Here is an 18649-nt window from a genome sequence, read left to right as displayed (position 1 = left end):
GCGCCGATACACCGCTGGTCGCCATGAACACTTCAGCCTAGTGCGATAAAAACCGGGGGCAGGAGGGGATGTGTTGCCGGATTTGTGGGAGATGGGGGTGGCGAGATAGAAGCTTGGGTGGCTACCTATCCATTATGTGACTGATAAGTTGTATACAACTCTATGGACATTTGTCACGAGTATTGAATACAGTGTGCGCATAACAAAAACCAGGGAACCCCCCACATGAAAACGCCCCATGTTTCACACCAACGGCCCGAGGACGAAAATCTCGGGGTCGGCGCGAATATGGCTTACGGCCTGCAACATGTTCTGACCATGTACGGCGGTATCGTTGCGGTGCCGCTGATCATCGGCCAGGCGGCCGGGCTGTCGCCGGCGGACATTGGTTTGTTGATTGCTGCTTCATTGTTTGCGGGGGGGCTGGCGACACTGCTGCAAACCCTGGGTCTACCGTTTTTTGGCTGTCAGTTGCCGCTGGTGCAGGGCGTGTCGTTCTCCGGTGTGGCGACCATGGTCGCGATCGTCAGCAGTGGCGGGGAGGGCGGCTTCCAGTCTGTGCTGGGCGCGGTGATTGCCGCGTCGTTGATCGGCTTGCTGATCACCCCGGTGTTCTCGCGAATCACCAAGTTTTTCCCACCGCTGGTAACCGGCATCGTGATCACCACCATCGGTCTGACGCTGATGCCGGTGGCCGCGCGTTGGGCCATGGGTGGCAACAGCCATGCGCCGGACTTCGGCAGCATGCAGAACATCGGTCTGGCGGCGGTGACGCTGGTGCTGGTGCTGCTGTTGAGCAAGGTCGGCAGCTCGACCATCTCGCGTCTGTCGATCCTGTTGGCCATGGTGATCGGCACGATTCTCGCGGTGTTCCTCGGCATGGCGGATTTCTCCGGTGTCGCCCAAGGGCCGATGTTCGGCTTTCCGACGCCGTTTCACTTCGGCATGCCGACTTTCCACTTCGCCGCGATCCTGTCGATGTGCATCGTGGTCATGGTGACCCTGGTGGAAACCTCGGCGGACATTCTGGCGGTCGGTGAGATCATCGGCACCAAAGTCGACTCCAAGCGCCTGGGCAACGGACTGCGCGCGGACATGCTGTCGAGCATGTTTGCGCCGATCTTCGGTTCGTTCACCCAGAGCGCCTTCGCGCAGAACGTCGGGCTGGTGGCGGTGACCGGAATCAAGAGCCGTTATGTCGTGGCCACCGGCGGTGTTTTCCTGGTGATTCTCGGCCTGCTGCCGTTCATGGGGCGGGTGATCGCTGCGGTGCCGACGTCAGTGCTGGGCGGCGCCGGTATCGTGCTGTTCGGGACGGTCGCGGCGAGCGGGATTCGTACCCTGTCGAAGGTCGATTACCGCAACAACGTCAACCTGATCATCGTCGCAACCTCGATCGGCTTCGGCATGATCCCGATTGCCGCACCGAACTTCTACGACCATTTCCCGAGCTGGTTCGCGACCATTTTCCACTCGGGCATCAGCTCGTCGGCGATCATGGCGATTGTGCTGAACCTGACTTTCAACCACTTCACTGCCGGCAACTCGGACCAGCAGTCGGTGTTTGCCGCAGCGGAAGAGCGCACCCTGCGTTATCGCGACCTGGCGGCGCTGCGGGAAGGCGATTACTTCAGCGACGGCAAGCTGCACGATTGCGATGGCAAGGAAGTGCCGGTGATCGAGGTCGATGCCGATCATGACCACGGTCACGGTACGCCGAAGACCCAAGTGAAGAGCAGCGAACACGTCTGATCGCTGAATGCATGAAAAGGGCCGATCTGTTGTGAGACAGATCGGCCCTTTTCGTTTCGCAGCGGTTTTTCCATCGCCCACAAAAAAGCCCCTGAATCTTTCGATTCAGGGGCTTTGCTATTTGGCTCCACAACCTGGACTCGAACCAGGGACCCAATGATTAACAGTCATTTGCTCTACCAACTGAGCTATTGCGGAATTGGTGCGTATGTTACTGATTCAAAAAGAGAAGTCAAGCACAGGATATAAAATTTCTGGTTTGAGCAGGACGGACGGTGCTTTGTCAGCGATTAGCGATTACCAGAACCGCCTCACAGGTCTACCATGGCTGCCCGGAAGTGGTCACACGCGCTGCCGGCCATTTGCCAAAAGGTACGCGCCATGATTCAAACCGTTCTGATTTCTCTTTCACGCGAGGTGTTCGTATGAGCGTCACGCAGATCAGCCTGCCTAAAGGCGTCGGCCCGCACGCCGAGAAACTCTTCGACGCGATTACCCAGGCCAGCACCGCTGAGGAGTTGAACCGCGCCGGCGGCAAGGCCGAAGGTTTCGTGCTCGGCCTGGAAAGCACCAAGGCAATCAAAAGCCAGATCGCCGAATCGCTGTACGTCGCCTATGACGACGCAGCCAGTCAACGTGCGACGGAACTGGCTTAACCGCCGAAAGTGATGGTGCCGAGCATCAGCTTGGCATAAGCCGCGGTGGCGGCCAGTTGCACCAGCCACAAGGCCAGGCCACCAAGGAACACGCCCGCTGCGACTTGCAGCACCAGGCTCTTGTCGCGCTTGGCCGTGGTTCGAGGGATGAAATCATCCAGATCGTCTCGGTCGGCGCGCAGGTTGTCATTTTTCATTTGGGTTCTCACAGAATTCCTGGATGTATACGAAATCTGTGGGAGCGGGCTTGATCGCGAAAGCGTCGGGTCAGTCGCCATGATCTTTGGCTGATACACCGGTTTCGCGAGCAAGCCCGCTCCTACAGTTTCGATTTGTGTGCAGTTTAGAGGGAATGTTGCATTCCTTCGGACAAATAAAAAACGGGAAGCCCCAAGGCTTCCCGTTTTTCATTGCCAGGCGAAATCAGATGACCTGAACGATCGCATCCGTGACCGCTTTGATGTTGCTCTGGTTCAGTGCCGCGACGCAGATGCGGCCGGTGTCCAGGGCGTAGATGCCGAACTCGCTGCGCAGGCGGTGCACCTGTTCGGTGGTCAGGCCGGAGTAGGAGAACATGCCGCGCTGACGGCCGACGAAGCTGAAGTCACGCTGCGGGGCTTTCTCGGCCAGCAGGGCAACCATCTGCTCGCGCATGCCGCGAATGCGCAGACGCATTTCTGCCAGTTCCGCTTCCCACTGCGCGCGCAGTTCCGGGCTGTTCAGCACGGCGGCGACGATGCTTGCACCGTGGGTCGGCGGGTTGGAGTAGTTGGTGCGGATCACACGCTTGACCTGCGACAGCACGCGCGCGCTTTCTTCTTTCGATTCGCTGACGATCGACAGGGCGCCAACGCGCTCGCCGTACAGCGAGAACGACTTGGAGAACGAACTCGAGACGAAGAAAGTCAGGCCCGATTCAGCGAACAGGCGCACAGCCGCCGCGTCTTCGTCGATGCCGTCGCCGAAACCCTGGTAAGCCATGTCGAGGAATGGCACGTGACCTTTGGCCTTGACCGCTTCCAGAACGTTTTTCCAGTCAGCCGGGCTCAGGTCGACGCCGGTCGGGTTGTGGCAGCAGGCGTGCAGCACCACGACCGAGCCGTTCGGCAGGGCGTTGAGGTCTTCGAGCATGCCGGCACGGTTCACGTCGTGGGTGGCGGCGTCGTAGTAACGGTAGTTCTGCACCGGGAAACCAGCGGTTTCGAACAGCGCGCGGTGGTTTTCCCAGCTCGGGTCGCTGATCGCCACGACGGCGTTCGGCAGCAGTTGCTTGAGGAAGTCGGCACCGATTTTCAGTGCGCCGGTACCGCCGACAGCCTGAGTGGTGACGATGCGACCGGCAGCGATCAGCGGCGAGTCGTTACCGAATAGCAGCTTTTGCACCGCCTGGTCGTAGGCCGCGATGCCGTCGATCGGCAGGTAGCCACGGGAGGCGTGCTGAGCAGCGCGAATGGTTTCGGCTTCGATCACCGCGCGCAGCAGGGGAATTCGCCCCTCTTCGTTGCAGTAAACACCTACACCCAGGTTGACCTTGGTGGTCCGGGTATCGGCGTTGAATGCTTCGTTGAGGCCCAGGATTGGATCGCGGGGTGCCATTTCGACAGCGGAGAACAGGCTCATTATTACGGCGGCTCTGAATGGAGAGTGGAGGGACGTGTCGCGCTCCAGCCGAATGCACTAGAGCGGTGCACAAACGGGGAGCTAGTATAGAGGCCATCACTGAGCAATGGCGACAGGCGATTCAGCTTTTCAGGCAAGTTTTTCCGATTATTTCTTGACCGTTAGTCGATTGACTCTGTCAGAGACTTTACCGGATGTAGGACGTTTGCCTTGAAAGGCGAGGCAATCGGCTCCACATTGAGCACAATCTTCGTTTTTCCTTGGGCGACAACGGTCGTTTGCGGTCATCCCCGTGGCTCGGCTGTTTTCTGCGCGAGCCGCGATCCCAGAGGTGTGTATGTCCGAATTCCAGCTAGTCACCCGCTTCGAGCCCGCCGGCGATCAGCCTGAAGCCATCCGCCAATTGGTGGAGGGCATCGAGGCTGGGCTGGCGCACCAGACGCTGCTCGGTGTGACCGGCTCGGGCAAGACCTTCAGCATCGCCAATGTCATCTCGCAGGTACAGCGCCCGACGCTGGTGCTGGCGCCGAACAAGACCCTCGCCGCGCAACTGTATGGCGAGTTCAAGGCGTTCTTTCCGAACAACGCGGTCGAGTATTTCGTTTCCTACTACGACTACTACCAGCCCGAAGCCTATGTGCCGTCGTCCGACACCTTCATCGAGAAGGACGCGTCGATCAACGACCACATCGAGCAGATGCGTCTGTCCGCGACCAAAGCGTTGCTCGAGCGCAAGGACGCGATCATCGTCACCACGGTGTCGTGCATTTACGGTCTCGGTAGCCCGGAAACCTATTTGAAGATGGTGCTGCACGTCGATCGCGGCGACAAACTCGATCAGCGCGCCTTGCTGCGGCGTCTGGCCGATCTGCAATACACCCGCAACGACATGGATTTTGCCCGGGCGACGTTCCGGGTGCGCGGCGATGTGATCGACATCTATCCGGCGGAATCCGATCTGGAAGCGATCCGCATCGAGCTGTTCGATGACGAGGTCGAGAGCATTTCCGCGTTCGACCCGCTGACCGGCGAAGTCATCCGCAAGATGCCGCGCTTCACGTTTTACCCGAAGAGTCACTACGTGACGCCGCGCGAGACCCTGCTCGACGCCATCGAGCACATCAAAGTCGAGTTGCAGGAGCGCCTCGAATACCTGCGCAGCAACAACAAACTGGTCGAGGCCCAGCGCCTTGAACAGCGCACGCGTTTCGACCTGGAAATGATCCTCGAACTGGGTTACTGCAACGGCATCGAAAACTACTCGCGCTACCTGTCCGGGCGCCCGGCCGGTGCCGCGCCGCCGACGCTGTATGACTATCTGCCGGCCGACGCCTTGCTGGTGATCGACGAATCCCACGTCAGCGTGCCGCAAGTCGGCGCGATGTATAAGGGTGACCGTTCGCGTAAAGAGACCCTGGTCGAATACGGCTTCCGCTTGCCTTCGGCACTGGACAACCGGCCGATGCGTTTTGACGAGTGGGAAGGGGTGAGCCCGCAGACCATTTTCGTCTCGGCGACCCCGGGCAACTACGAGGCCGAACATGCCGGGCGCGTGGTCGAGCAAGTGGTGCGTCCGACCGGTCTGGTCGACCCGCAGGTTGAAGTGCGTCCGGCGCTGACCCAGGTTGATGACCTGCTCTCGGAAATCACCAAACGCGTGGCGGTCGAGGAGCGGGTGCTGGTCACCACGCTGACCAAGCGCATGGCCGAAGACCTCACCGATTACCTCGCCGACCACGGTGTGCGCGTGCGTTATCTGCACTCAGACATCGACACGGTCGAGCGGGTCGAGATCATTCGCGATCTGCGTCTCGGCACCTTTGATGTGCTGGTGGGGATCAACCTGCTGCGTGAAGGTCTGGACATGCCGGAAGTGTCGCTGGTGGCGATTCTCGACGCGGACAAGGAAGGCTTCCTGCGTTCCGAGCGCTCGCTGATCCAGACCATCGGCCGGGCGGCGCGGAACCTCAATGGCCGGGCGATTCTCTACGCCGATCGCATCACTGGCTCGATGGAGCGGGCGATTGGCGAGACCGAGCGTCGTCGCGATAAGCAGATCGCCTTCAACCTGGAAAACGGAATCACCCCGAAGGGTGTGTTCAAGGACGTCGCCGACATCATGGAAGGCGCCACCGTGCCCGGCTCGCGCAGCAAGAAGCGCAAGGGCATGGCCAAGGCTGCCGAAGAAAGCGCCAAGTACGAAGCCGAACTGCGCTCGCCGAGCGAAATCACCAAGCGCATTCGGGCGCTGGAAGAGAAGATGTATCAACTGGCGCGGGATCTGGAGTTTGAGGCGGCGGCGCAGATGCGCGATGAGATTGCCAAACTTCGCGAGCGGCTGTTGGCGGTTTGATCTTCATCGTCTGACCGGGCCTCTTCGCGAGCAAGCCCGCTCCCACAGGGATTGATGGTGTACACAAAATGTGTGATCACCAAAGAAACTTGTGGGAGCGGGCTTGCTCGCGAAGAGGCCGGTCCAGACACCACAAAAATCAGTGAGCTTCCCCAGCCTTCAACCCCGCCGGCAATTTTCTGGTCAGCAAAATCGCCAGCATGCTGATCCCCAGCGCAATCCCGACAAAGTGAAACGCATCGTTATAGGCCATGATCAGCGCCTGCTGATGCACGATCTCGCTCATCTTGCCCAGCGCCGCGGTGTCGCTGCCAAACCGGTCGGTCATTGAGGCCATGCGTTCGGCCACTTGCGGGTTGGTCGGCACAATCGACTCACGCAGATAATCGAAGTAGGTCTTGGTTCGCGCATCCAAAAGCGTGGCGAGCAGGGCAATGCCGATCGCACCGCCAAGGTTGCGCAGGATGTTGAACAGACTCGATGCCGACCCCGCGTCCTGCGGCAGGATGTACGCCGTGGCGATCAGCGAAATGGTGACCATGATCAGCGGCTGACCCAGCGCGCGGATGATCTGGATCTGATTGAACTGCGGCCCGGCGAAATCCGGGTTGAGCACCCCCGAAGAAAAACTCGCCAGCCCGAACAAGCCAAAGCCAAGGGTGCACAGCCACTTCGGCGACACGAACTTCATCAGCTTCGGCACCAGCGGAATCAGGAACAGCTGCGGCACGCCCATCCACATGATCACTTCGCCGATCTGCAGGGCGTTGTAGTTCTGGATCTGCGCCAGGTACAGCGGCAGCAGATAAATCGAGCCATACAAGCCGACGCCCATGCCGAGGCTGGAAATGCTCGACAGGCCGAAGTTGCGATTGCGCAGAATGCCGAGGTTGATCAGCGGATTGGGTTTGGAAATCTGCACGATGACGAAGGTGATCAGGCTCAGCAGGGCAATGCTGCCCAAGGTCACGATCAGGTTCGATTCGAGCCAGTCCTTGCGATGGCCCTCTTCAAGAAAAACCTGCAGACAACCGAGGCCGACACCCAGCGTGAGAATCCCGGTGTAGTCGGTGCTTTTCAGCAGTTCCCAGTGCGCTTCCTTCTTTTCCAGCCCGTACATCAGCCCGGCGATCATGATCAGCCCCGGCGGGATGTTGATGTAGAAAATGTATTCCCAGCCCCAGTTTTCCGTGAGCCAGCCGCCGAGTGTCGGGCCGATGGAGGGGGCGAAGGTCGCGGTCATGGCGAACATCGCCATGCCTTTGGCGCGGTGGTGTTCGGGGAGTTTGATCAGGGTCAGGGTGAACGCCAGCGGAATCAGCGCGCCGCCGGTGAAGCCTTGCATGGCACGAAAGACGATCATGCTTTCGAGGCTCCAGGCCATCGAACATAGCAAGGATGAAATTAGAAAACCCAGCGACACCCACACCGCCAGCCGTCGCGCCGAGAGCAGCTGCACCAGCCACGCGGTCAGCGGGATCATGATGATTTCCGCGACCAGGTACGAGGTAGAAATCCACGAGCCTTCTTCCAGCGTCGCCGACAGCGCGCCCTGAATGTCCTTGAGCGAAGAGTTGGTGATCTGGATGTCGAGCACTGCCATAAAGGCGCCGAGCATCACGCTCATCACCGCGATCCAGTCCCGCCGGGTCGGTTCGCCGACCGGGCGGATCAGCGAATCACCGGCCATTGTCTGGGGCGTCTTTGATATTCACGGTGGCGGTGACCGACATGCCCGGGCGGATCTTGCCGTGCAGCGGGTTGTCGGCCTTGAACGTCAGTTTCACCGGAATTCGCTGCACGACTTTGGTGAAGTTGCCGGTGGCGTTGTCCGGCGGCAGCAGGCTGAACTGCGCACCGGAGGCGGCGAACAGGCTGTCGACCCGCGCTTCGATCGGCGTGTCACTGTAAGCGTCGAAGGTCAGCTCGGCTTTTTGTCCGGGGAGCATGCGGCCGATCTGGGTTTCCTTGAAGTTGGCCTGCACCCAGATGTCTTCATCGGGAACGATCGACAGCAGATAGGCGCCGGCCTGCACCACCTGGCCATTGCGTGCGGCACGCTGGCCGACCATGCCGCTAATCGGCGCGTGGATTTCGCTGCGGGTCAGGTTGAGTTCGGCTTGCGCCAGATCGGCGCGGGCGTTGGCGATCTGCGCGTCGAGGCGTTTGATCTCGGCGGTGAGTGCGTTGACCTGCTGGCGCTGGCTCTGTGCATCGGCCTGGGCCTTGGCCACTTGCGAGCGGGCGATATGGGCGTCAGCGGAAAGGGTGGTCACCCGCTCCTCGGAAACGTAACCGGGTTTGCGCAGGGTTTCGGCGCGCGACAAGTCGACCTGCGAGCGGCCCAGCGTGGCCTGCGATGCGGCGACTTGTGCGTCACTGGAGGCGATCAGACTGGCCTGCTGAGTCAATTTGCTCTGTGCCTGCAAACGCTCAGCTTCGCGAGTGGCGAGGGCGGCATTGGCGCGATCGACGGCCAGGCGGAAATCAGCGGGTTCAAGGCGCACCAGCAACTGGCCCTTTTCCACATGCTGGTTGTCCTGCACCAGCACTTCGTCGATGCGTGCGCTCAATTGGCTGGAAACGCGGGTGATCTCGCCCTGGACATAGGCGTTATCAGTGCTTTCATAAAACCGGCCCTTGAAAAACCAATGGGCGAAGAAGCCCCCGGCAATCAACAGAACCAGCAGCAGGAAAATAAACAGGCGACGCTTGAGTTGGGCAGGCATGAGGCAAACTGTAGTCGAGGAATTGTAAGGAAAGTTCTCTGCGGCTGAATCTGGCATACAGCCGATAAACGGTAAATGCCAACGGCTGATATTCGGCCCGTCACCACGGTCTATGGGCGTTACAGACGCAAACTTGGCTTAAATGCCCTGTCCGCTGGAGCGGGGCGGGTGTCGCCTGTTACCATTCGCGGCTTGATTGTTCTTTGCTTTTCATTCTTTTCGAGACATGCCATGACCACCGTCCGCACTCGCATCGCGCCATCGCCTACCGGGGACCCCCACGTAGGTACCGCTTACATCGCATTGTTCAACTACTGCTTTGCCAAGCAGCATGGCGGTGAGTTCATCCTGCGCATCGAAGACACCGACCAGTTGCGTTCGACCCGCGAGTCCGAACAGCAGATCTTCGACGCCCTGCGCTGGCTGGGTATCGACTGGAGCGAAGGCCCGGACGTTGGCGGCCCGCACGGTCCGTACCGGCAGAGCGAGCGTGGCGATATCTATCAGAAGTATTGCCAGCAACTGGTCGACATGGGCCACGCATTCCCGTGCTTCTGCACCGCTGAAGAACTGGACCAGATGCGCGCCGAGCAGATGGCGCGCGGCGAAACCCCGCGTTACGACGGCCGCGCGCTGCTGCTGTCGAAGGAAGAAGTCGCGGCCCGTCTGGCGGCTGGCGAACCGCACGTGATCCGCATGAAAGTGCCGACCGAAGGCGTCTGCGTGGTGCCGGACATGCTGCGCGGCGATGTCGAGATCCCGTGGGATCGTATGGACATGCAAGTGCTGATGAAGACCGACGGCCTGCCGACGTACTTCCTCGCCAACGTGGTCGACGACCACCTGATGGGCATCACCCACGTGCTGCGCGGCGAAGAGTGGCTGCCATCGGCGCCGAAACTGATTCTGCTGTACGAATACTTCGGCTGGGAACAACCGGAGCTGTGCTACATGCCGCTGCTGCGTAACCCGGACAAGAGCAAGCTGTCCAAGCGCAAGAACCCGACCTCGGTGACGTTCTACGAGCGCATGGGCTTCATGCCGGAAGCGATGCTCAACTACCTCGGTCGCATGGGCTGGTCGATGCCGGACGAGCGCGAGAAGTTCTCGCTGCAGGAAATGGTCGACAACTTCGACCTCAAGCGCGTGTCGCTCGGCGGGCCGATCTTCGACATCGAGAAACTGTCGTGGCTCAACGGTCAGTGGCTGCGTGACCTGCCGGTGGAAGAGTTCGCCGCACGCGTGCAGAAGTGGGCGTTCAACTCCGAATACATGATGAAGATCGCACCGCTGGTGCAGGGTCGCGTGGAAACCTTCAGTCAGGTTGCACCGCTGGGCGGCTTCTTCTTTGCCGGTGGCGTGAACCCGGATGCCAAGCTGTTCGAGTCGAAAAAGCTCTCGGGCGATCAGGTGCGTCAACTGATGCAACTGATCCTGTGGAAGCTGGAAAGCCTGCGGCAGTGGGAGAAGGACAACATCACCGCAACGATTCAGGCAGTGGTCGAATCCCTCGAGCTGAAATTGCGTGACGCGATGCCGCTGATGTTTGCCGCGATCACCGGGCAGGCCAGTTCGGTGTCGGTGCTCGATGCAATGGAAATCCTCGGCCCGGACCTGACCCGTTTCCGTCTGCGCCAGGCGATCGACCTGCTGGGCGGTGTGTCGAAGAAAGAAAACAAAGAGTGGGAAAAGCTGCTGGGCGCGATTGCCTGAGCACGTCTGACTCTGCAGTAACCACCGAAGGCCGGGATCGTTTGATTCCGGCCTTCGGCGTTTTTCCCCCGGATTTTCGGGGGGAGGGCGGTAAGTGATTGTTATGCCGACAAAAAACTTTGAAATTTTTCAAAAATAAGTTTGACAGGCTTTCGATACGCCCTTAAGATTCGCCCCGTCCTCAGCGATGACATCAACGATGAGGGGCTATAGCTCAGCTGGGAGAGCGCTTGCATGGCATGCAAGAGGTCGACGGTTCGATCCCGTCTAGCTCCACCAATTTACACTTCGAAGCCTGGCCACACCGGCTCCGAAGCGATCAACACTCAGCGTTGATCAGTTGTATAGAAGGGTTTGCGTCCCCTTCGTCTAGTGGCCTAGGACACCGCCCTTTCACGGCGGTAACAGGGGTTCGAGTCCCCTAGGGGACGCCAGTTTTACAGAAGTGATGTTGCAAGATGTCACTCCGCCGCGAGGCGAAAAATCCGGGGCTATAGCTCAGCTGGGAGAGCGCCTGCATGGCATGCAGGAGGTCAGCGGTTCGATCCCGCTTAGCTCCACCAATTTACAGTTCAAGGTCTGGCCACACCGGCCTTGAATCAGATCAGATCTCAGCACTGATCAGCTGTATAGAAGGGTTTGTGTCCCCTTCGTCTAGTGGCCTAGGACACCGCCCTTTCACGGCGGTAACAGGGGTTCGAGTCCCCTAGGGGACGCCACGATTACCCGCTCTGCGGGATTTATAAGGGTCATTCAATTATTGAATGGCCCTTTTGTTTGTCTGGCATTTGGCCAAATCTCCTTTTTCCTTACACTGTGCTTCAGACCAGCGGTCATATCCTCGACTTGCAGAATATTATTATGCGAATAATATTCTAGTCGTAATATTCGGAGGCAACGATGAACGATAAAAAAGCTCAAACCCGCGAACGCATCCTCAAGGCTGCCAGCGCTGCACTGATCCAGCGCGGTCCGGCAGATCCCAGCGTGGGCGAAGTGATGGGCGCCGCCGGCCTGACCGTCGGAGGTTTCTACGCGCACTTCGAAAGCAAGGACGCCATGATGCTCGAGGCGTTCAAGCAATTGCTGGGACGTCGACGCGACTTGATTGCCGACATGGACTCCGAGCTGACCGGCGAAGAGCGTCGCGCCTTGGTCGCTGCGTTCTATCTGTCGCGCAAGCATCGCGACTCCAGCGACGCCGCGTGTCCGATTCCGGCTTCGATCGGCGAGCTGGGACGTTTGCCGGAGTCGTTTCGCATCGCGCTGAACGAACACCTGGAACTGATGATTGCGCAGTTGGCGTCCAGCCCCGAGGACACCGACAAAGCACTGGCCGATGTGGCGTTGATGGTGGGTGGTCTGGCGTTGGCACGCGCGCTGGGCCCGGGCGATTTATCCGATCGATTGCTGCGCGCTGCCAAGTCGGCGGTGCGTTGACCTGAAGGCAACTCGCCTGAGGAGAGAGCGATGAACACGTTGAAGTGGGTTCGTGGCGTTAATGGCACCTTGGGCTGGATTGCACCGCAACGGGTAGCAAGCAAAATGCGTCAGGCGTTCATGACGCCACGTTCGCTGCCGCTGCGCGATTGGGAGCTGCCGCTGCTGGCGAGCGCCGAACGCATCACGCTGCGTTTCGGCCTGTCGGCGCTGCGCTGGGGCCAGGGACCGGCGGTGCTGTTGATGCACGGCTGGGAAGGGCGACCCACGCAGTTTGCAGCGTTGATCACCGCGCTGGTCGAGGCCGGTTACACCGTTGTCGCGCTGGACGGCCCGGCCCACGGCCGCTCACCGGGGCGCGAGGCCAATGTCGTGCTGTTCGCCCGCGCCATGCTCGAAGCCGCTGCGGAACTGCCACCTCTTCAAGCCGTCATCGGCCACTCGATGGGCGGCGCCAGCGCCATGCTTGCCGTGCAACTGGGCCTGCGCACCGAAACCCTCGTCAGCATCGCAGCTCCCGCGCGGATTCTCGGCGTGCTGCGCGGTTTTGCCCGCTATGTCGGCATGCCACCGCGGGCGCGCTCGGCGTTCATCCGACAGGTCGAGCAGGACGTCGGCATGCGTGCCGCGACCCTCGATGTCGCGCACTATCAACTGGATATGCCGGGCCTGATCGTGCATGCCGAGGACGACACCTTCGTCTCGGTCAAGGAATCGCAATTGATCCACGAGTCCTGGTTCGACAGCCGCCTGCTGCGCCTGGAAAGCGGCGGCCACCAGCGAGTGCTGGCCGACCCTCGGGTGGTTGATGGGGTGTTATCACTGTTGGCGGGGCGCAGCCTTCAGGCGCGGCAATCGGCCTGACATCCGTTACACTGCCCCGGTTGAATAATCTGACCGGGAGTGGGGCATGGGCTGGGATCGGGCAACGCCGTTCACCATTGATCTGCAAGTAGGCGCCGAGGACATCGACGGGCTGGGCCACGCGAACAACGCGGTGTACGTGACCTGGCTCGAACGCTGCGCCTGGCGCCACTCGCAGCGGCTGGGGCTGGATCTGGTCGAGTACCGGCGCCTGGACCGGGCGATGGCCGTGGTGCGCCACGAAATCGATTACCTGGCGGCGGCCTACGAAGGCGACGAGCTGCAACTGGCGACCTGGATCGTCGATTGGGATCAGCGCCTGAAAATGACCCGCCACTTCCAGCTGATCCGCCCCAGCGACAACGCCACTTTACTGCGCGCCCAAACCACGTTCGTCTGCATCGAACTGTCTACCGGCAAGCCCAAGCGCATGCCGGCGGAATTCATCGAGGGTTATGGCCCGGCGATCCAAAGTCCAGAAACAGTGCAGCTCTAATGTGGGAGCGAGCTTGCTCGCGAAAGCGGTGGGCCAGTGACGGTTGCATCAACTGATACACCGCTTTCGCGAGCAAGCTCGCTCCCACAGGAAAGAGTGTTGTTCTGCGGATTTGCGCGATATCCAGTAAACTGCCGCACGTTTTTTCTTCCTGAGTAGTGTTTTCCCCATGCAAATTGCCCTGGCGCCCATGGAGGGGTTGGTCGACGACATCCTGCGCGACGTGCTGACCCGCGTTGGCGGCATCGACTGGTGCGTGACCGAGTTCATTCGGATCAACGATCAGTTGCTCACCCCGGCCTACTTCCACAAGTTCGGCCCGGAGCTGCTCAACGGCGCCCGCACCCGTTCCGGTGTGCCGTTGCGCGTGCAATTGTTGGGCTCCGATCCGGTGTGCCTGGCGGAAAACGCGGCGCTGGCCTGCGAGCTCGGCTCGGAAGTCATCGACCTGAACTTCGGCTGCCCGGCCAAGACCGTCAACAAATCCCGGGGCGGGGCAGTGCTGCTCAAGGAGCCGGAACTGCTCAACAGCATCGTCGAGCACGTGCGTCGCGCCGTGCCGGCACATATCCCGGTCACCGCGAAGATGCGCCTGGGCTTCGACAGCCCGGACGGTTCGCTGGTCTGCGCCACTGCGCTGGCCGAGGGCGGCGCCGAGCACATCGTGGTTCACGCCCGGACCAAGGTCGATGGCTACAAGCCGCCGGCGCATTGGGAGTGGATTCCGCGGGTGCAGGACGTGGTCAAGGTGCCGGTGTTCGCCAACGGTGATATCTGGAGCGTCGAGGACTGGCGCCGCTGCCGCGAGATCAGTGGTGTCGAAGACATCATGCTCGGTCGCGGTCTGGTGTCACGCCCGGATCTGGCCCGGCAGATCGCTGCCGCGCGCGCCGGTGAAGAAGTGGTCGAGATGAGCTGGGCCGAGCTGCTGCCGCTGATTCAGGACTTCTGGCTGCAAGCCAAGGCGCAGATGACTGCACGCCAATCGCCGGGTCGCTTGAAGCAATGGCTGGCGATGCTGACGCGCAATTATCCCGAGGCCACCGAGCTGTTTACCGTGCTGCGTCGTGAGACAGAACCGGATCAAGTCTCGCGTTTGCTCGGTTTGCCAGTCGCCGAAGCGGCCTGAAAAAATCTTCAAATAATCTCTTGAAATCATTTTGGCGGTCCCTATCTAAGGGGTACGCGATGCCGAATTCGGGTCGCGGAGTCAAAAAACCTTGCTGATTGTTTTCAGGAGATTTGAACCATGAGTACTGCATTTTCCCTGGCACCACTGTTCCGTTCCTCGGTGGGTTTCGACCGTTTCAACGATCTGTTCGAAACCGCGCTGCGCAACGAGCCAGGCAGCACCTACCCACCCTACAACGTGGAAAAACACGGTGACGATCAATACCGCATCGTCGTAGCGGCAGCCGGTTTCCAGGAAGAAGACCTGGAGCTGCAAGTCGAGAAGGGTGTGCTGACCATCAGTGGCGGCAAGCGTGATGCCAACGAAGGCGTGACCTTCCTGCATCAAGGCATTGCCCAGCGTGCTTTCAAGCTGTCCTTCCGCCTGGCCGATCACATCGAGATCAAGGCCGCCGATCTGAGCAATGGTCTGCTGAGCATCGACCTGTTGCGGGTGATCCCGGAAGAAGCGAAAGCCAAGCGCATCCCGATCAGCGGAGCGCAAAAGCCGGCTCTGCAGTAAGGCCGAGTGAAAAAGGGCGCCAACGGCGCCCTTTTTTTGTGCTCGTCATTCGAGCATCTTTTTCAACGCCTCCAACGCCACCGGCCGACTGTGCAGATAGCCCTGATACAGATGGCAACCCAGCCCCTGCAGGAACGCCAGTTGCTCCGGCGTCTCGACACCTTCGGCAATCACCTCCAGTTCCAGGCTGCGGGCCATGGCGACGATGGCGCGGATGATCTCGGCGTCGTTGGGGTCGGTGGTCGCGTCGCGGATGAATGACTGGTCGATTTTCAGGGTGTCCACCGGCAAGCGTTTGAGGTAGGTCAGCGATGAATAGCCGGTGCCGAAATCGTCCATGGCGAAGCTCACGCCGAGTTTTTTCAGGCGGCGCATTTTGCTGATGGTGTCTTCCAGGTTCTGGATGACGATGCCTTCGGTGATCTCCAGTTTCAGCAGCGAGCATGGCAGACCGTGGCTGCTCATGCTGTGTTCGATGCGTTCGACGAAGTCGTTCTGGCGGAACTGGCGTGGGCTGATGTTCACGCACAGGCTGAAGTTGAGCGGATCGACCAGTTTCAAGGCAATCAGCTGTTTGAACGCCTCGCAGGCCTCGTCGAGGATCCAGGTGCCGACTTCCAGAATCAGACCGCTGTCTTCCAGCACCTTGATGAACTCGGTGGGCGATTGCGCGCCGAGTTCCGGGTGATTCCAGCGCACCAGGGCTTCGGCGCCAATGATGCGGTTGTCCCGCGCATCGACCTGCGGCTGGTAGTGCACGTTGAATTCGCCACGGGACAGCGCCAGACGCAGATCGGTCTCCATGCGCAGCCGTTCGCTGGCCGCCTTCTGCATGGTGTTGTGGTACATCTGCGTGGTGTTGCGCCCGGAGTCCTTGGCGCGGTACAGGGCAATGTCTGCGCGCTTGAGCAGATCGGTCGGGGTCGAGCCGTGATCGGGAATCAGTGCCACGCCGATACTCGGCGTCACTTGCAGGCGCTGGCCGTCGAGGAACATCGGCTCCGACAGCAGTTCGCGAATGGTGTCGGCCAGTTCCCGCACTTGTGCACTGACCTCGTTGCGCGTGCCTTCCAGACCGCTGAGCAGCACCACGAATTCATCGCCGCCGAGACGTGCAACCGTGTCTTCCATGCGCACGCTGGCTTCAAGCCGCGCAGTGACGATTTTCAGCACCGTGTCGCCGACCGGGTGGCCGAGCGAGTCGTTGATGTGCTTGAAGTGGTCAAGATCGAGGAACAGCAGCGCGCCGCGCAGATTGTGGCGCTTGAGCAGGGCGATCTGCTGGCTCAGGCGATCCATCAGCAGGGCGCGGTTGGGGAGGTTGGTCAGCGGGTCGTGATAGGCCAGGTGACGGATCTGCGCTTCAGCATTTTTCAGCAGGCTGACGTCGCGGGCGGTCAGCAGCAGGCATGCGGTTTCGTTGAGGGTGATCGGTTCGATCGACACTTCCACGGTCAGCAGTTCGCCGCGCTTGTTGCGCCCGAGCATTTCCTGATGATGCACGCGGCCTTTGATCTGCAGTTCGGCAAACAGCGCCGAGCGTTGTTTCTCTTCGGCCCAGATGCCGATCTGGTACACGGTTTTGCCCACCACTTCTTCCGCGCGATAGCCGGTGAGGCGGCAGAAACCGTCGTTGACCTCCAGATAACGCCCGGTGTCGCGCTCGGTGATGGTGATCGCATCGGGGCTGGAGTGAAACGCCTTGGCGAATTTCTCTTCGCTGGCCTTGAGTGCGGCTTCGGAGCGCTGCTGCTGGGTGATGTCGCGCAAAGTGGTGACGATGCACGGCTGATTGCCAACGCTGATCTGTCGGCTGGAAATCACACAGGTCAGTGACTGGCCGTCCTTGTGCTGGACGATGATCGCGACATTGCTCAGGCCCTGTTCGCGGATCACCCGCTCGATGCGTTGCAGGCTTTTCGCCGAGGCGTCCCACAGGCCGATGTCTTCGGCGGTGCGCCCGATCACGTCGGCGGCGCTCCAGCCGAAGGTCTGGGTGAAGCTGTTATTGATTTCGATGAACTCGCCGCTGTCCTGCCGCGTGACGCAGATCGGATCGGGGCTGACCTGGAACAACGTGGCGAATTTCTCTTCCGAGGCCACCAGACGTTGCTCGCGCTCGACCTGATCAGTGATGTCCAGCAAGGTCCCGGCCATGCGCAGCGGCGCGCCGTTCTCGTCGCGATAGAGGCGGGCGCGGCTTTCCAGATAGCGTGAGCTGCCATCCGGCAATTGCACGCGGTAGGTCAGCTGATAATTGCCCGCCGGGCCTTCGCGCAGGCTGCGGTAGGCGTCGCGCATGCTGTCGCGTTCTTCGCCGGGCACGCCTTCAAAGAACTCTTCGAACGACTCGTGAAACGGGATCGGCTCCAGCCCGTGCAGTTGCGCGGCCCGTGCCGAGCCATAGAGCATGCCGCTGGGGATGTGCCAGTCCCAGGTGCCGAGCTGCGCCGAGTCCAGCGCCAGATCGAGGCGTTCCTGGCTGTCTTTCAAGGCGTGTTCGGCGGCTTTGCGTTCGGTGGTGTCGAGAAACGTGCTGAGCAGATACGGCTGGCCTTCGAGTTCGACCTTCTGCGCGCTGAGGATGCCGTCATGAATCTGCCCGTTGCTGGCGCGGAACTGCACTTCCATGCTGATCAGTTCGCCCTTGGCCTTGGTCCTTTTCACCAGTTCTGCGCGTTGCTCCGGGTGCACCCACAGGCCCAGCTCCAGGGTGGTGCGGCCAATGGCGCTCTGTACCGGCCAACCGAACAGGCTTTCGAAATATTGGTTGGCCTCGGTGATCAGACCGTCTTCCTGGCGCGTCAGCAGCACCATGTTCGGGCACAGGTGAAAGAGTGTGGCGAAACGTTTCTCCGAGCTGCTCAGGGCCTGCTCGCGTTGGCGCTGGTGGGTGATTTCGCGAATCACCCCGATCATTCGAGGACGCCCCTGTTTGTCCGGTAGCAGACTGCCGCTGATTTCCAGCCAGTGCAGACTGCCGTCGGGCCAGCGGATACGGTGGTGCATCGCCTGTTCCAGCGGTGCTCCGGCAATCACCGCGTGGAATGCCCTGACAGTTTTCGCCCGGTCCTCGGGCGGCAACAGGTCGAGGTATTCCAGATCCTGCGGTAGCGGTTGCCGTGGATCGAAGCCGAACAGCGCCTGGGTGCCCCGTGACCAACTGATCTGCCCGCGCTCGATGTCCCAATACCAGGCACCGAGCCGGGCGCCGTTGAGCGCGGCGAGCAATTGCGGCGCACTCTCCCAGCTCTGCTCGGAACGTCGCGGATCAATGGCCTGAATACGCGGCATCGGCGGAATTCGGTCAACAGATTTGGGCATTGTTAACGG

The 18649-nt window shown here is 60.5% G+C and carries 14 protein-coding genes and 5 tRNA genes; 13 read left to right on the top strand and 6 right to left on the bottom strand.

What is annotated here, in order from left to right; genetic code table 11:
* The first annotated feature begins 225 nt into the window (after nucleotides 1-225).
* On the top strand, nucleotides 226-1752 hold the full coding sequence (locus tag ACVHNU_RS15280; RefSeq protein WP_473017716.1) for a nucleobase:cation symporter-2 family protein: 1527 nt from the start codon (nucleotides 226-228) through the stop codon (nucleotides 1750-1752).
* Between the two features lie 122 nt (nucleotides 1753-1874).
* Here the strand turns inward: ACVHNU_RS15280 and ACVHNU_RS15275 are convergent.
* Nucleotides 1875-1950 (bottom strand) — tRNA-Asn (locus tag ACVHNU_RS15275).
* A 227-nt stretch (nucleotides 1951-2177) separates the two neighbouring features.
* On the opposite strand from ACVHNU_RS15275, the gene ACVHNU_RS15270 reads away from it, so the two are divergent.
* Entirely contained in the window at nucleotides 2178-2408 is a 231-nt protein-coding gene (locus ACVHNU_RS15270) for a hypothetical protein (RefSeq protein WP_003226459.1), read from the top strand.
* Here ACVHNU_RS15270 and ACVHNU_RS15265 read toward each other — a convergent pair.
* Together ACVHNU_RS15265 and ACVHNU_RS15260 are read right to left on the bottom strand one after the other, a co-directional pair.
* Nucleotides 2405-2605, bottom strand: coding sequence for a hypothetical protein (locus tag ACVHNU_RS15265; RefSeq protein WP_003226457.1), 201 nt, complete (start codon nucleotides 2603-2605; stop codon nucleotides 2405-2407). The genes ACVHNU_RS15270 and ACVHNU_RS15265 overlap by 4 nt on opposite strands.
* A gap of 226 nt (nucleotides 2606-2831) precedes the next feature.
* On the bottom strand, nucleotides 2832-4028 hold the full coding sequence (locus tag ACVHNU_RS15260) for an amino acid aminotransferase (protein ID WP_473017715.1): 1197 nt from the start codon (nucleotides 4026-4028) through the stop codon (nucleotides 2832-2834).
* A 337-nt stretch (nucleotides 4029-4365) separates the two neighbouring features.
* Here ACVHNU_RS15260 and uvrB point away from each other — a divergent pair, with 337 nt between their 5' ends.
* On the top strand, nucleotides 4366-6381 hold the full coding sequence (gene uvrB, locus ACVHNU_RS15255; RefSeq protein ID WP_003226454.1) for an excinuclease ABC subunit UvrB: 2016 nt from the start codon (nucleotides 4366-4368) through the stop codon (nucleotides 6379-6381).
* Between the two features lie 139 nt (nucleotides 6382-6520).
* Here uvrB and ACVHNU_RS15250 read toward each other — a convergent pair whose 3' ends face one another.
* Nucleotides 6521-8071: an MDR family MFS transporter gene (locus ACVHNU_RS15250; RefSeq protein WP_260525034.1), complete on the bottom strand. Its 1551-nt coding sequence runs from the start codon at nucleotides 8069-8071 to the stop codon at nucleotides 6521-6523.
* Complete coding sequence (locus ACVHNU_RS15245; RefSeq protein WP_103522046.1) at nucleotides 8061-9110, bottom strand: HlyD family secretion protein; 1050 nt, start codon at nucleotides 9108-9110, stop codon at nucleotides 8061-8063. Before ACVHNU_RS15245 ends, ACVHNU_RS15250 begins: the two co-directional genes overlap by 11 nt.
* A 231-nt stretch (nucleotides 9111-9341) precedes the next feature.
* Here ACVHNU_RS15245 and gltX point away from each other — a divergent pair, with 231 nt between their 5' ends.
* From gltX to ACVHNU_RS15195, 10 genes are all read left to right on the top strand, one after another.
* Complete coding sequence (gltX, locus tag ACVHNU_RS15240; RefSeq protein WP_103484287.1) at nucleotides 9342-10823, top strand: glutamate--tRNA ligase; 1482 nt, start codon at nucleotides 9342-9344, stop codon at nucleotides 10821-10823.
* Nucleotides 10824-11026: 203 nt separating this feature from the next.
* Nucleotides 11027-11102, top strand: a tRNA-Ala gene (locus tag ACVHNU_RS15235).
* 79 nt (nucleotides 11103-11181) lie between these two features.
* Nucleotides 11182-11257 (top strand) — tRNA-Glu (locus tag ACVHNU_RS15230).
* Between the two features lie 53 nt (nucleotides 11258-11310).
* Nucleotides 11311-11386: transfer RNA gene (locus tag ACVHNU_RS15225), tRNA-Ala, on the top strand.
* An 80-nt stretch (nucleotides 11387-11466) separates the two neighbouring features.
* Nucleotides 11467-11542, top strand: a tRNA-Glu gene (locus ACVHNU_RS15220).
* A 181-nt stretch (nucleotides 11543-11723) separates the two neighbouring features.
* Nucleotides 11724-12263 (top strand): TetR/AcrR family transcriptional regulator, encoded by a 540-nt coding sequence (locus ACVHNU_RS15215; protein ID WP_045122549.1) that lies wholly within the window; start codon nucleotides 11724-11726, stop codon nucleotides 12261-12263.
* Nucleotides 12264-12293: 30 nt separating this feature from the next.
* On the top strand, nucleotides 12294-13127 hold the full coding sequence (locus ACVHNU_RS15210; protein ID WP_003226446.1) for an alpha/beta fold hydrolase: 834 nt from the start codon (nucleotides 12294-12296) through the stop codon (nucleotides 13125-13127).
* A gap of 46 nt (nucleotides 13128-13173) precedes the next feature.
* Nucleotides 13174-13623 carry an acyl-CoA thioesterase gene (locus ACVHNU_RS15205; protein ID WP_003226444.1) on the top strand — a complete coding sequence of 150 codons (450 nt, stop codon included), beginning with the start codon at nucleotides 13174-13176 and terminating at the stop codon, nucleotides 13621-13623.
* 169 nt (nucleotides 13624-13792) lie between these two features.
* Entirely contained in the window at nucleotides 13793-14752 is a 960-nt protein-coding gene (locus ACVHNU_RS15200; protein ID WP_003226441.1) for a tRNA dihydrouridine synthase, read from the top strand.
* Nucleotides 14753-14872: 120 nt separating this feature from the next.
* A complete protein-coding gene (locus ACVHNU_RS15195) occupies nucleotides 14873-15316 on the top strand; it encodes an Hsp20 family protein (protein WP_003226440.1) in 444 nt (147 codons plus the stop codon).
* 45 nt (nucleotides 15317-15361) lie between these two features.
* On the opposite strand, the gene ACVHNU_RS15190 is transcribed toward ACVHNU_RS15195, so the two are convergent.
* Nucleotides 15362-18640 carry a PAS domain S-box protein gene (locus ACVHNU_RS15190; RefSeq protein WP_139055556.1) on the bottom strand — a complete coding sequence of 1093 codons (3279 nt, stop codon included), beginning with the start codon at nucleotides 18638-18640 and terminating at the stop codon, nucleotides 15362-15364.
* Nucleotides 18641-18649: the final 9 nt, after the last annotated feature.

It is taken from the genome of Pseudomonas sp. Ors-4-3C, from assembly GCF_055755035.1.
This window is presented reverse-complemented; position numbering and strand designations above follow the sequence as displayed.